Origin of the sequence: Pacificimonas aurantium (genome assembly GCF_020092905.1) — a bacterium.
Taxonomy (GTDB): domain Bacteria; phylum Pseudomonadota; class Alphaproteobacteria; order Sphingomonadales; family Sphingomonadaceae; genus Pacificimonas; species Pacificimonas aurantium.
In genome coordinates, this window is record NZ_JAGSGB010000001.1 from 782192 (window position 1) to 795394 (window position 13203).

The 13203-nt window shown below is 66.7% G+C and carries 10 protein-coding genes; 2 read left to right on the top strand and 8 right to left on the bottom strand.

Features of this window, described 5'->3' with window-relative positions; translation table 11 throughout:
- The first annotated feature begins 110 nt into the window (after nt 1-110).
- Nucleotides 111-2393 (top strand): phosphoenolpyruvate--protein phosphotransferase, encoded by a 2283-nt coding sequence (gene ptsP / locus KCN53_RS03840; protein WP_088711360.1) that lies wholly within the window; start codon nt 111-113, stop codon nt 2391-2393.
- A gap of 268 nt (nt 2394-2661) precedes the next feature.
- On the opposite strand, the gene KCN53_RS03845 is transcribed toward ptsP, so the two are convergent.
- The 4 genes from KCN53_RS03845 to KCN53_RS03860 are packed head-to-tail and all read right to left on the bottom strand — an operon-like array spanning nt 2662 to nt 7559.
- Nucleotides 2662-3417: a methyltransferase domain-containing protein gene (locus KCN53_RS03845; protein WP_088711359.1), complete on the bottom strand. Its 756-nt coding sequence runs from the start codon at nt 3415-3417 to the stop codon at nt 2662-2664.
- Complete coding sequence (locus KCN53_RS03850) at nt 3414-5387, bottom strand: GGDEF domain-containing protein (protein WP_088711358.1); 1974 nt, start codon at nt 5385-5387, stop codon at nt 3414-3416. Before KCN53_RS03850 ends, KCN53_RS03845 begins: the two co-directional genes overlap by 4 nt.
- Nucleotides 5377-6549 carry an acetyl-CoA C-acetyltransferase gene (locus KCN53_RS03855; protein ID WP_088711357.1) on the bottom strand — a complete coding sequence of 391 codons (1173 nt, stop codon included), beginning with the start codon at nt 6547-6549 and terminating at the stop codon, nt 5377-5379. The genes KCN53_RS03850 and KCN53_RS03855 overlap by 11 nt, the downstream gene beginning before the upstream one ends.
- A 35-nt stretch (nt 6550-6584) precedes the next feature.
- Nucleotides 6585-7559 carry an alpha/beta hydrolase gene (locus KCN53_RS03860; protein ID WP_088711356.1) on the bottom strand — a complete coding sequence of 325 codons (975 nt, stop codon included), beginning with the start codon at nt 7557-7559 and terminating at the stop codon, nt 6585-6587.
- 113 nt (nt 7560-7672) lie between these two features.
- Here KCN53_RS03860 and phaR point away from each other — a divergent pair, with 113 nt between their 5' ends.
- Nucleotides 7673-8221, top strand: coding sequence for a polyhydroxyalkanoate synthesis repressor PhaR (gene phaR, locus KCN53_RS03865; RefSeq protein ID WP_224199338.1), 549 nt, complete (start codon nt 7673-7675; stop codon nt 8219-8221).
- 81 nt (nt 8222-8302) lie between these two features.
- On the opposite strand, the gene KCN53_RS03870 is transcribed toward phaR, so the two are convergent.
- The 4 genes from KCN53_RS03870 to KCN53_RS03885 all read right to left on the bottom strand — a co-directional run bounded on the left by KCN53_RS03870 (nt 8303) and on the right by KCN53_RS03885 (nt 13153).
- Nucleotides 8303-9244, bottom strand: coding sequence for a PRC-barrel domain-containing protein (locus tag KCN53_RS03870; RefSeq protein ID WP_172406157.1), 942 nt, complete (start codon nt 9242-9244; stop codon nt 8303-8305).
- 145 nt (nt 9245-9389) lie between these two features.
- Nucleotides 9390-10163, bottom strand: coding sequence for a hypothetical protein (locus tag KCN53_RS03875; RefSeq protein ID WP_088711354.1), 774 nt, complete (start codon nt 10161-10163; stop codon nt 9390-9392).
- Between the two features lie 178 nt (nt 10164-10341).
- Complete coding sequence (locus KCN53_RS03880; RefSeq protein ID WP_088711353.1) at nt 10342-11541, bottom strand: acetyl-CoA C-acyltransferase; 1200 nt, start codon at nt 11539-11541, stop codon at nt 10342-10344.
- 58 nt (nt 11542-11599) lie between these two features.
- A complete protein-coding gene (locus KCN53_RS03885) occupies nt 11600-13153 on the bottom strand; it encodes a peptide ABC transporter substrate-binding protein (protein WP_172406156.1) in 1554 nt (517 codons plus the stop codon).
- Nucleotides 13154-13203 lie beyond the last annotated feature (50 nt).

Sequence of the window (13203 nt, forward strand, 5' to 3'; positions counted from 1 at the left end):
CTGGCCTCCGTCCCGTTGCGTTTGCGTTACGAGCAGCGTCTCGGCAGGCCTATGCAGAATGCGCATGCTGCGTCTTTGAGGACGGCACGATCATCTGCTAGTCCGGCTGTATGAACGCCCCCGCGAGAGTCTCGGCCGGTGTGGCGGCGCGGGACATCCTGCGGCGTCTGCACGAGGTCATGGCCAGCCGATCCTCGGCTCAGGCGAAGCTGAATCGCGTCGTCAACATCATCGCGCGTTCGCTGTCGTCGGAGGTCTGCTCGATCTATCTGCTGCGCGACGGCGTCCTCGAATTGTTCGCAACGCACGGTCTCAAGCAGTCTTCTGTCCATGTCACGCGCATGGCCATCGGCGAAGGTCTCGTCGGCCACATCGCCGCCAACAAGGAACCGCTCAATCTCGCCGAAGCCGCGGCGCACCCGGACTTCGCGTACAAGCCCGAAACGGGCGAAGAACTTTACCACAGCTTCGCCGGCGTGCCGATCATCCGGCAGGAAATCTCGGTCGGCGTCGTCTGCGTGCAGCATGTTGACCCGCGCGACTATGACGACATCGAGATCGAGGCGCTGCAGACCGTGGCCATGGTTCTGTCGGAGCTGATTTCGGCTGCCGGCCTGATCGACGAGCGCAGCATCAGCGGCGTGCGCGCTCATGAGGGGCCGCTGCGTCTGGAAGGGCTGCCCCTTGTGGACGGGATCGGCAGAGGCCGCGCGGTACACCACCAGCCGCGCATCGTCGTGGAGCAGACCGTTGCAGAGGACGTCGATGCGGAAAAGCAGCGCGTCTCGCATGCCTTTCAGGTCATGCGCGGCCAGATCGACGACATGCTGGGAAAGGCGGAATTCGCAGCGCCCGGCGACCATGACGACATCCTCGAGACCTACAAGATGTTCGCCTATGATGAGGGCTGGATCCGGCGCATCACCGAGGCGATCGAGAACGGCCTGACAGCCGAGGCAGCCATCGAGCGGGTGCAGATGAAGACGCGCCGCCGGCTGCGGGAGGCGAAGGACCCCTTCTTCGCCGAGCGGCTGCATGACCTCGACGACTTGTCCAACCGTCTTCTGCGCATCGTTTCGGGACAGCTGGGCACGGCGGCCGAGTTGGGGCTGCGCCGCGACACGATCTTGCTCGCGCGCAATCTCGGCCCGGCGGAACTGCTCGAATATGACCGCCGCTATCTGAAGGGTGTGGTGCTCGAGGAGGGGTCGGCCACCGCGCACGTGATTATCATCGCGCGCGCCATGGGTGTGCCGGTGCTCGGCCAGGTGAAGGATATCCGCGCGCAGATCGCCGATGGCGATCCGCTGGTATTGGACGCGGGCCGCGGTCTCGTCTTCGTGCGCCCGCAGGATGCCGTCGTCCAGCAGTTCACCGAGCAGATCGCCGCCCGTGCTCGGCGCCAGGCCGAATATGCGAAGCTGGTGGACAAGCCCGCGCGGACCGTATGCGGAACCGATGTCAGCCTGCAGATCAACGCCGGTCTGCGCAGCGACCTGCCGCAGCTGGACACGTCGGGGGCGGACGGCATTGGCCTGTTCCGCACCGAATTCCAGTTCCTCGTCAGTGCGACGCTGCCCCGCCGCGAACGCCAGACGCGGCTGTATCAGAGCGTGCTGGAGGCGGCAGGGGACCGGCCCGTCACCTTCCGCACCGTCGACATCGGCGGCGACAAGGCGGTTCCCTATGTCAGTCAGGCGGGGCGCGAGGAAAATCCGGCGATGGGCTACCGGGCTCTCCGCCTCGCTCTCGGGCGCGAGGGGCTGATGAAGGTGCAGGCGCGCGCGCTGCTCGACGCAGCGGCGGGGCGGACGCTCAATGTGATGTTTCCCATGGTCTCCGAGCCCTGGGAATTCGATGCGGCGCGCGCCCTTGTGGAAGAGCAGCGCCGCATGCTGGGAGAGCGCGGACGGCCCGTCCCCGACCATGTCCGCTACGGCGCCATGTTCGAGGTGCCGGCCCTGGCGGAAGTGCTTCCCGAACTGCTCGAGCGGGTGGATTTCCTCTCGGTGGGCACGAACGACCTCTTCCAGTTCCTGTTCGCGGCGGACCGGTCGCATCCCCTGCTGGCCGAGCGTTACGACTGGCTCAGCATCAGCGCGCTGCGTTTCCTGAAACGCATCGTCGATGCCGCCGACAGGGCGGGAAAGCCCGTCACGGTCTGCGGAGAGATGGGCGGGCGTCCGCTTGCCGCCATGGCGCTCTTCGCGCTCGGCTACCGGCGGGTCTCGATCACCCCCGCGGGTGTCGGGCCGGTGAAGGCGATGGTGCGTTCGCTGGACCTGCAGGCGCTGAAACCCGAATTCGACGGCTGGTTAAGCGCCGGCCGCAACATGCGCGCGGCTCTCGAAGGCTGGGCTGAGATGCACGGCGTGGCTCTTCCGCTTCGCTGAGGCGTTATGGTAAATGCGTCGGTAAGATTTACGCTTGCCGCCGTGTTAACCATCTAAAGCTGCCGGGCGCACGTCTGGCATGGAACTTGCTGTATCGCTGATATGATCCACAAGCTCGGCAACCTCTTCGTTCTCAAGAACGGTTTCGAAGCCGGCCTGGTGATTTATGCGCTCGCTTGGGGGGCCGCGTCGCGCGGGGCAGCCTATCTGGACAAGTTTCCCGGTAATTTCGGCTGGGTGCTGTTCGCCGCGTGCATGCTCACCGTCCTCATCGCAGGGGCGAGCCTGGTGGACGGCGTGAAGACATGGCGCGAGCGCCGACTGGCGAAGTCGGCGCTAGGGCGGGTCGTCGCGCGCGCACGGGCTGCGCACTGATCGCGGCGGCGGCGGGTCCGCCCTGTTTCCGCGCCAGAACGCAGTGAACCCCGCCCATGCGCGGCAGCAGCGCCGCCAGCGGCCGCTCTAGCCATCGAAAGCCTCTCAGCGGCGGTGCCGACAATACGGTTCGCCATGTTTCCGGAGCGAAGCCACCATCGGCGAGCAGCCGCGTCAGTTCACCGCGGCCATAGGGGTGACCACGCCCGAACGGCGTCGACTCGAAGTGCGTCCACAGGCCGGCGCGATTGGGCACGATCAGGATCAGGTCTCCGGCAGGCGCGAGGACTCGGCCGACTTCGGCTAGGATCGCCCTCGCGTCGCCATGTTCCAGCGTATGAACGACCAGGATCTGGTCGAACATCGCGCCGGAAAAGGGCAGGTCGTCCGCATGGCCTGCCGCGGCGCAGTTCCGCTCGGCATGGCGCGGCCAATATTGGACCGGCGCGCCCTCTGTCGTCAGCATGGCGACGCGCTCGAACCGGTCCGGGCGCAGCCCCGTAAGAAGCGGGCGCGGATAGCCGAGCGCGAGCAGGCGGACATGCGGTTCCTGGCGCACGAGCGGTGCGATCGCAAAGGCGAGCGAGCGCGCCGTACGGCGACCATGGCGGCTTTCGTAATATTGGCGGAATTCGGCCGCAAGAGTCATGGCCGGTCATCCGGACCAGCGTCGGGGCCGTGCGGGAAGTCGTCTTCGGGGATGCAGATTGCCCGGTCGCGGCCCCTGGCTTTTGCCCGGTACAGCCTCGCATCGGCGCGCGAATAGAGGCTGGCCTGCTCTTCGCCGTCGCGCTCCGTCGCTCCGCCGATGCTGACGGTTATGTGAATGCGCCCGCCCGAGGGAAGCTCCAGATGTTCTTCGCGCATCGCCTGACAGATGCGCGCGGCTGTCCGCGCGGCAACGTCGCGGCCACCCTCCGGGATCAGGATCAGGAATTCTTCGCCCCCGATCCGGCCCAGTTCGGCGTCGGCGCTCAGGGTCGACTGCAGCCGCCGCGCCGCGCGCCGCAGCACCTCGTCGCCGACCGGGTGGCCATGCCGGTCGTTGACGCTCTTGAAATGGTCCAGGTCTACGATCAACAGGCTCAGCGGGTGGGCCCGGGCATTCGAAAGGTGCTGTTCCAGCCGCTGCATGATGTAACGCCGGTTCGGCACGTCGGTCAGCGGATCGCGCTGTGACAGGCGGGTCAACTGCGCATTGGTTCGGCGAAGCTCTTCGGTCCGTTCGGCGACTTCCCCCTCCAGCCGGTTCTGCGCGGCGATGATCTCCTGCGACATGCGCGCGAATCGCTGGGAAATGCGTTTCAGCTCGTTCGCAGCCGGATTGTCCTGAACCGGCTTGGAATGCGGCAGTACGCGGGCCTGTATCTCGTCGAGACGCCCGAGCAGGGCCCCCAGGGGGGCGACCACGCTGCTGCGAACGATCAGGAAGGTCATCAGCATCAGCAGGATAAGCAGCGGGACGCCGATGCGCAGGATTCCCTGCGCGACCTCGCCGGCGCGCGCGCCGATCTCATCCTGCGAACGCAGCGACAGGATATGCCAGCCCGGGGCGTCGACATATCGCTTGGCGACCAGCGCGTTCAGCCTGTCGGCGCGGCCGAGAAAGGGATCGGCTCCCTGCGCTTCGATAAACCTCCAGAGCGCTTGCAGCTCGGGCACGTCCGTCGAGGGGAGGTCCAGGAAATCGCCAGTTCGCGAACTGTCCTGCCGCAGATAGCGGGGATGATGGATCAGCTGCCCCTCGTCGGACACGATGATCGTCTCGGAACTGCGGATGGCGGTTTCCAATCCTTCCGGCAGGACATCCTCCAGAAGAATGCTGGTCCCGAAGGCGCCGACGAACTCTCCTTGGTCGTCAACCGGCGTCATGCAACCGGCAGTCCAGACGGTGCCGGTCTGGTCATATTCGATGCGCCCCAGCGATGTGCACTGCATCGTCCGGGCCGAGTTGCGTTCCGGACGGACCACGGTTGCGAATTCGCGGTCCTGAAAGTCCAGGTCGGCGGGGGCGTCTTCGCGATAGTAGCGCAGGCCGTCCGGCCGGTCGGGCGCGAAGATCACCAGCGCATTCTCGGGCGTGAAGAAATAGAGACTTTCCAGGTCGAAGGTCGACGCCATGCCGACTGTCGAGACCGCCCGCAGCGCCGCTATGGCCGTCTCTGGTTCGATCGACAGACCGGGGGGAATAAACGCGCCTACCCCCTCGACAAAGCCGACGGGGGTGATGCCACCGTTGTACAGCTTATCGGCGCTGCGGCGCGTACCGTCACCTTGGCGGGGGAACAGCTGCGCGAACTGGCGCTGCGCCTCGCCGTCATCGAGGCCGGCGGCTTCGCGCCGCAACAACCGCTCGGCCACCTGGTGGGCGGCGCTGATACGGCGAAACACCTGCTCCTGCTGCGACGTAACCTGCTGGTTATAGTCGTCGAGCGTGCTCAGCGCGGCCGCCACGCCCGCTCGCCGCGCTTCGAAATAGGCGATGGCGGCAACCAGCAGCAGGACAAGCGAGAAGCTGGCTGTCAGGACCGCGGCGGCCTGTGTTGCCAGCGTTCTTTGCTTCCACAGGCTGGCGATCCGGGACCGGCGCTCGCGGCTGGGGGCGGGTCTAGCGCTCAATGGTCAGCGCGATACCCATCCCCCCGCCGATGCACAGGGTCGCGAGCCCCTTCTTCGCGTCTCGTTTCTTCATTTCGTGCAGCAGGGTCACGAGGATGCGCGCACCCGAGGCGCCGATGGGATGGCCGATGGCGATGGCGCCGCCATTGACGTTCACGCGCTCGTCGTCCCAGCCCAGCTCCTTGCCGACGGAGAGCGACTGGGCGGCAAAGGCTTCATTGGCTTCGATCAGGTCCAGGTCCGAAATCGACCAGCCGGCCTTTTCCAGCGCCTTCTTGGAGGCCGGGACCGGGCCGATGCCCATATAGGCAGGGTCCACGCCGCAGCTCGCCCAGCTCTTGATCCTGCCGAGAACCGGCGCGCCGCGGCGTTCGGCCTCCGCCGCGCTCATCAGGACCAGCGCCGCCGCCCCGTCATTGAGGCCGGAGGCATTGGCGGCGGTTACCGAGCCGTCCTTGGTGAAGGCCGGGCGCAGGCCCGCGAGTCCCTCGGCCGTGACGCCCTCGCGAATATATTCATCCGTATCGACGGTCCGCTCGCCCTTCCGCTCCTTGACGGTGACGGGAACGATCTCGTCCTTGAACCGGCCGGACCCTCGCGCCGCCTCCGCCTTGTTCTGGCTGGCAGCCGCGAAACTGTCCTGCGCTTCGCGCGTCAGCTGGTAGCGTTCCGCCAGGTTCTCGGCGGTCTGGCCCATATGATAGCCGTTGAACGCGTCCCACAGTCCGTCGCGGATCATCGTGTCGATCAGTTTCAGGTCGCCCATCTTCTGCCCCTGGCGAAGATGCTGCGCGTGTGGGGCGAGCGACATGCTTTCCTGCCCGCCCGCGATCATGATGTCCGCTTCGCCCAGCGCGATCTGCTGGCTGGCGAGCGCGACGGCGCGCAGGCCTGATCCGCACACCTGGTTCACGCCATAGGCCGGCGTCGCCTCGTGGATACCGGCGGCGATGGAGGCCTGCCGCGCCGGGTTCTGGCCCTGGGCGGCGGTAAGCACCTGGCCCAGGATGACTTCGGCGATATCCTCGCCCGTCACACCGGCCTCCTCCATCGCGGCGACGATGGCGGCGCGGCCCAGTTCATGCGCCGGCGTATCGGCGAAACTGCCGAGAAAACTGCCGACGGGGGTGCGTTTCGCGGCTGCGATTACGGTTTCGACCATAAAGTTGGTCCCTTCGATATCCGTTTGCGCCCCACCTACAGGGTTTCGAGCCACTGTGCGACGGGATTCCAGACGTGGCGCGGAGCCTCGCTGCCGACGATCATGCCGACATGGCCCAGCGGAACGGTCAGCTGCTCGGGCGCGGGCGCGGCGGCGGCGGCGGGCACGATGCGATCTGCTTCCGCGCGGATATCCAACCATGGGCAGGAGAGGACCTCGGGCGTGATCGTCGTTCCGGCGACGGTCCAGCCCTGCTCGAAGAGGCAGTCGCCGAAGCCGCGTTCGAACAGTTCGGCGGCGGCGGCGAGGGGCAGCGGCGTGCCGCCATTCGCCCAGTCCTCCATCCGCTCGAAGCGGGCCGCGGCATCGCTGGCAGGCGGCATGGCCGCATAGCGTTCGAACTTCCTCACGGGCAGGGCGGGGTCGAGCGACCAGAAGGCCGGCTGGACCAGGTCCATGCTGACGGCGCCCAGCTTCCGGGCAAGTGGTTCTATGGCGCGCCAATACGCCGTCAGCTCGGCACGGGCCGTGTCGCCATAAGCGGACAGCGTCCAGGTCGAGGCAAGGGTCAGCAGGCCGCGAACGGTCAGGAGACGCGCCGCTGCGGCGGCGAAGACGCTGCCGAGGCAATAGCCGGCGAGTACCGGGCGTTCCAGCGCGCCCAGCAGGGGCAGCAGATGCTGTTCTACGAGCCCGGCCAGGGAAGGGCCCTCGTTCCCCGCGGCGGGCCGCTGCCAGTGAACCAGAAAGACCTCCCAGCCTTGCGCGGCGAGGAAACGGGCAAGCGACCGCTCGCCCAGGTCGAGCACCCAGGGTGGATTGACGAGCGACGGAATGAACACCAGCGGCGGCCCTGTCCCGCCGATGCGGGCCAGCTTTGCCAGCCCGGTATCCGCGACGGAATCGAACTGCCCCGGCCGGGCGTCCAGTGCCGTCTCCTGATATCGGCGGACGGCGGCCAGGATACGTCTGCGGCGCGCGGGGTCTCCGTTCGTCTCGCGTTCCAGCAAATGCAGGAACAGCGGGAGGGGGTGAGGACCTCGGCCGCGCGCGCCTTCGCCTCGTTGCTGCGCAGCAGCGCTCCATGCTATCCTATTCGCATCCGCAAAAAAGGGGGGATGTCTTGCCACGCAGATCCAAGCAGACGAATGGTCAGGACGACGGTCCGACGATCATCAAGAAATATGCCAACCGGCGCCTCTATAACACCGGCACGTCCAGCTACATAACGCTCGACACGCTGGCGCAGATGACGCGCGAGGGAACCGAGTTCAAAGTCATCGACGCAAAGTCCGGGGAGGACATCACGCGAACCGTGCTGACGCAGATCATCATGGACGAGGAAACGAACGGCCAGACGATGCTGCCGACCAGCTTCCTTCGTGAGATCATCGCCATGTACGGCAACCAGATGCAGGCCATGCTGCCCAGCTATCTTGAGGCGTCCATGGCCGCCTTTCGCCGCAATCAGGAGCAGTTCGCGAAGACCATGATGGGCGGGAACGCCTTCGGCGCGCTCGCCCAGCAGAATCTGAAGATGTTCGAGGCGGCGTTCAGCGGCGGCAAGAACGAGACGCAGGACGCTGAGCCGGAAGCGGGCCGCCCCGACGAAATCGCCGAATTGAAGGCAGAGCTGGCCGCGATGAAGGAAAAGCTCGACCGCATCGGTTAGTCGCCGCACGGTCTACAGCATGAAGAAGGGGCCGGAACGCATGTCGCGCTGCGGCCCCTTTTTTCAAATCCGGTCCGGGGATCAGGACGGGCGGTAGTAGACCAGCACTTCGCGGCGGAAGGCGGCGTCGTCGAAATTCGGCGAATCGTCCTTTGCGAAGCTGGGGGCGCTCTTCAGCTGTTCCTTGTCGATGTTCAGCACATAGGCATCGTGCTTCGTCTCATAGTCGAGCACCGGCCAGGGAAGCGGGTAATAATGCGCGCCGAGGCCCGCGACACCGCCGAATTCGAGCACGGCATAGGCGACGCGGCCGGTATATTTGTCGACCATGAAGTTCATCACCGACCCGATCTTGTCGCCATCCTTGTCGACGACCTTCGTGCCCTCGACCTTGTCTGAGGCGATCAGGCGCACGGTCTCGTCGGTCTGCAGACGAAGCTCGAAATCGTCGGCATCGGCGGTTCGCGGATCGGTCGAACGATTGCGGTAGGCGCGGGATCCGGCGACGGCGGCCGCACCGACCGCAGCCACACCGAGAGCGGCGCCTGCGCCCATGCCGATCTTGTTCCAGTCCCAGCTGCCGCCCGGAATGCGCTTCAGCTTGGCGCGGGTATAGCGCTCGCCCAGCGTCGTGCCTTCTTCGCTGTTCACCAGCGGCTGCGCTTGGCCGATCAGGACTTCGTGCCGGCCGCATAGACGGTCGAGCTGTTCCAGCGCCACCTTGAAGCTCTCGGTCCAGTCCGGCTCGTTCTTGCCGGGCCGGTCGAGCCAGGAGAGGTCGCGGCGCATCGACTTGTGATGCTGCTCGATCTCGTGGACCGTCGCGCTGGTTGCTTTCTGTTTCTCCAGCGGCGGAAACACCACGTCCTCGACGGCCGCAAGGTGGCGGCGAAGCTTGGTGTCGAACAGGTCGAACTGGTTGTCGCGGCTCGCCGGTCCCTCGCCGTCCATGGCGTTGAGGACGTCCTTCCCGAGCGACTTCAGTTCTTCATGATCGGATTCGATTTGTGTCCAGATATTCATCCTGGCCCCTTTCTGCGTCATTGTGAGCGATCTTGCTCGAACAACTGAACGTAAGGGGGGACGGTTCCGGACGAGGCGTGCGATCATGCACGGGATGAAGCTGCTACGCCGAGCCGCGCGGGGGTCTCGCTGGCAGCCGGGCGGGCTACCGGGCGGCGGGGCGCCGGCGCCATGCCAGGAGGAAAACGCCGATGCCCAGCAGGCCCGGAGCTGCGGGGCCGGGTATGTCGGTAGGCGCAAACCCGTCCGGCCCGGTGAGGACTCCGGCAAATTCATTGTCGAAGCTGATCTCGCTGATCGTCATCGAGCCTTCGCCGGTACGCGTACTGCCGCTTCCGTCGCCGATAACCAGAAGCCGCGAACTGCTCGACTGGGCCGCTCCCGAATAGACGGTACCATTGATGCGGTAGCTCACCAGCCCATCGCGCATTGCGATCTCGAACAGGTTGTCCTGCGTCAGGTCGAGCGGAACGAAGTAGTTTTCGCCCGACTGCGGATCTCCCGGTGCGGCAAAGGTCAGGCTGAGGCCAGGCAAAGGGGTTTCGCCGTAGCAATTGCCCGGAACGCAGTCTGTCGGGCCGAAACGGATGCTCGCGAAGCTCGTATCGTCGGAGAAATAGGCGCTGAAGTCCGCAGTTCCCGGTCCGAACCTGGCCGCGAGTGTCAGGAGGTTGCCGTCCATGCTGTTGCCGATACTCCAAGCCGGTGCGTTCTGCCCGGGCACGTTGCCGAAATAGACGCCCGCATAGGGACTGGTGGTCAGCGTGGTCGTGCTGCCGTCGGTCGTCATCGACGTGTTGCCGAAGACCACGTCGGTCCAGTCGGGCGTGCCTTGATAGGGAAGGCTGCTGGCAACGATGGCCGCATGAGCTGCCCCGCTACTCAGCAGACTGACGATGGCGGCAACAAGAATACGCATGGAAACCTCCCCGGATCGGCGCGAATATTTCCGGGGAGGAGCAACGATCATGCCAACAGCACCAAGGCCTTGAGGAGGCTCCGACTTAAGGTTTCTTCAGAAATGCTTTCGTAAAGATTCCCGACGTTTGCAGAGCGATATTCGCCGCGTTTCGCGGCCAGCCGAGTCCGCCGTCTGCTCAGGAGAGCAGCTCGACCGCCATCGCCGTCGCTTCGCCGCCGCCAATGCACAGCGAGGCCACGCCCCGCGTTTCGCCGCGCGCCTTCAGCGCATGCAGCAGCGTGACCAGAATACGCGCACCCGACGCGCCGATCGGATGGCCGAGCGCGCAGGCCCCGCCGTTCACATTGACCCGGTCCTCATCGAGACCGAGCTCGCGGATGGCCGCCATGGCAACGACGGCGAACGCCTCGTTGATTTCCCACAGATCGACCTCGTCCTTGCTCCAGCCGGCACGGTCCAGGACCTTGCGGCAGGCCTCAATCGGCGCCGTGGTGAACCAGGCCGGGGCCTGGGCATGGGTGGCATGGGCATGAATGCGCGCAAGGGGAGCGACGCCCCGCTCGGCAGCCTCGCTCTCCTTCATCAGGATAAGCGCAGCCGCGCCGTCCGAAATCGAGGAGGCGTTGGCTGCGGTGACCGTCCCGTCCTTGCGAAAGGCAGGCTTCAGCTGGGGAATCTTGTCGGGCCGCGCCTTGCCGGGCTGCTCGTCCGTCTCCACCACGCTCTCGCCCCGGCGGTCCGCCACCGTCACCGGGACGACCTCGTCGGCAAAGTCGCCGCCCTCGATGGCCGCATTCGCGCGCTCCAGCGAGCGGATCGCATAGGCATCCTGCGCATCGCGAGTGAACTGGTAGTGCTGCGCGCAGTCCTCTGCGAACGTCCCCATCAGCCGGCCGGGTTCATAGGCATCCTCCAGCCCGTCGAGGAACATATGGTCCTTCACCTCGCCGTGCCCCATGCGATAGCCGCCGCGCGCCTTCGGCAGAAGATAGGGGGCGTTGGTCATCGACTCCATGCCGCCCGCGACCATGATCCGCGCCGACCCGGCATAGATCTGGTCGTGCGCATCCATCACCGCTTTCATGCCGGATCCGCACATCTTGTTGACCGTCGCGGCGCCGACGCTTTCGGGAAGGCCCGCACCCAGCAGGGCTTGGCGCGCAGGTGCCTGGCCCTGTCCCGCGGGAAGGACGCAGCCCATTATGCCCTGGTCGACATCCTCTGCATGCAGCCCCGCCTGACCGAGCGCGGCGCTGATCGCCGCGGCGCCCAGCTCGGTTGCGGTCGCGCCGGCGAGCGCCCCCTGGAAGCCGCCCATGGGCGTACGCTTGGCGGCAACGATGACAATCGGATCTGCGGAGCTTTCTGAGGACATTCGGGTCTGCCTTTCTGATTGAATAGGGACGTCATGTAGGGGGACGGCCGGGAACGCACTAACGCCCGTCGTCGAGATAACGCGGCGGGTGCATGCCGGGGACGTTCGCCTCCACGCCGGTAATGCCCGGCCGCACCAGGATCCAGTGGACCGGCGAGAATACCGGGATCAGGGGGGCGTCGTCGGCCAGCACCCGCGCCGCGCGGCGCGCCTTTTCGATGCGGGTGCCCAGGTCGAGCGCGGCGTCGGCCTCGCTCATCAGGGCGTCGGCGTCCGGATCGCAAAAGCCGCCCAGCCGCACCTCGCAGCGGAACGGCCGCAGGAAATAGTCGGCGACCGGGACGGGCGAAATCCGCTCGACGGCGGCCAGGTCGAATTCGCCGTCTTCGATCGCCTGCCGGTGTCCCGCCGCGCTGCGGCGAAAGCCGCGCACGCGGATGCCGAGCGGGGCCCACTGGTCGGCGATGGCGGCAAGCAGGCGGCGGTGCGCCTCGCCGCGCGGCAGGGCGGCATCGATCCTCAGCGGCGTTTCCGGGCCATAGCCGGCTTCCGCAAGCAGGCGCCTCGCTTCGGCGATCCGGTCGGCCTGGGTCCAGACCGCCCAGTCGGGTACCGCGCCGGCATAGGCGGCCGGCAGGGTGGGCGGCAGCGGCCCGAAGGCGGGCTGCATGCCGCTCAGCGCGAAAACGCCGCCGATGATCGTCTGCCGGTCGATGCTCATCGCCAGCGCCTGCCTGACGCGCGGATCGGCCAGCGGCGAGGGCGCGGCGGTGCGCGCCAGATAGCCATAGATGCCCCAGCTTTCGGCGAGCCGCAGGGCGGGGGCCAGCTCGTCGGTGCGGACGCGGAACAACCCCCCGGTGGACCCGCCGAGGACGAGATCCGTCGCGTCCGCCTCGAAGGCGGCGATTGCCGCCTCGGTCTCCGTCTCCGGTTCGAGAAGCAGGGTTTCCAGCTCATCTCGTTCGTCGCGGCCATAATAGTCCGGATTCGGCGTGAGCGCGCGCAGCTCCCCATCCTCGTACCGCGCGACATAGGCGCCCGAAGGCGGCGGCGGGTTGTCCCGCGAGCGGATGATGGCGAGCGATGGCTGGGCGAGAATGGCAAGCAGGTTCGGATTCTGCTGCGACAGTTCGATCGTCACCGTGTCGGGGCGCGGATCGTCGACCCTCAGCATGCGCGCCGGCGCCCGGTTGGCGGCGACCGCCACCGCGCCCTCGATGTCGCGCAGGTAGCGCCGCCAGGGCGAGCTTCCCCCCGGTGCCACCTGACGGCGCAGCACGGCAACGACGTCTCCCGCCAGGATTTGCCGGTCGTCTGGCCAATAGGCCTCGCGCAGTTTGAAGACATAGGTGCGGCCGTCGTCGAGAACGCGCCAGCTCGTGGCGAGGCCGGGCACGATACGCCCGTCGGGCGCATAGGCGGTCAGCCCGACATGAGTGGCGGCTTCGGCGAAGCGCTCGCGGTCGGAGCGCGGGGCAACGTCAAGCCCCTCGTCGGCGACATGGGTGACGCGCAGCAGGTCACCCGCCTCGTCACCCGCGCCGAGATCGCAGGCGGGCAGGCTGAGACCGAGGCAGAGGCCGAGGGCAAGGGCGAAGGGACGGCGCACGGCTGCCCTCAATAGAAAGGCCGTCCTCCCGCGCCAAGGTGGCAGCGCGG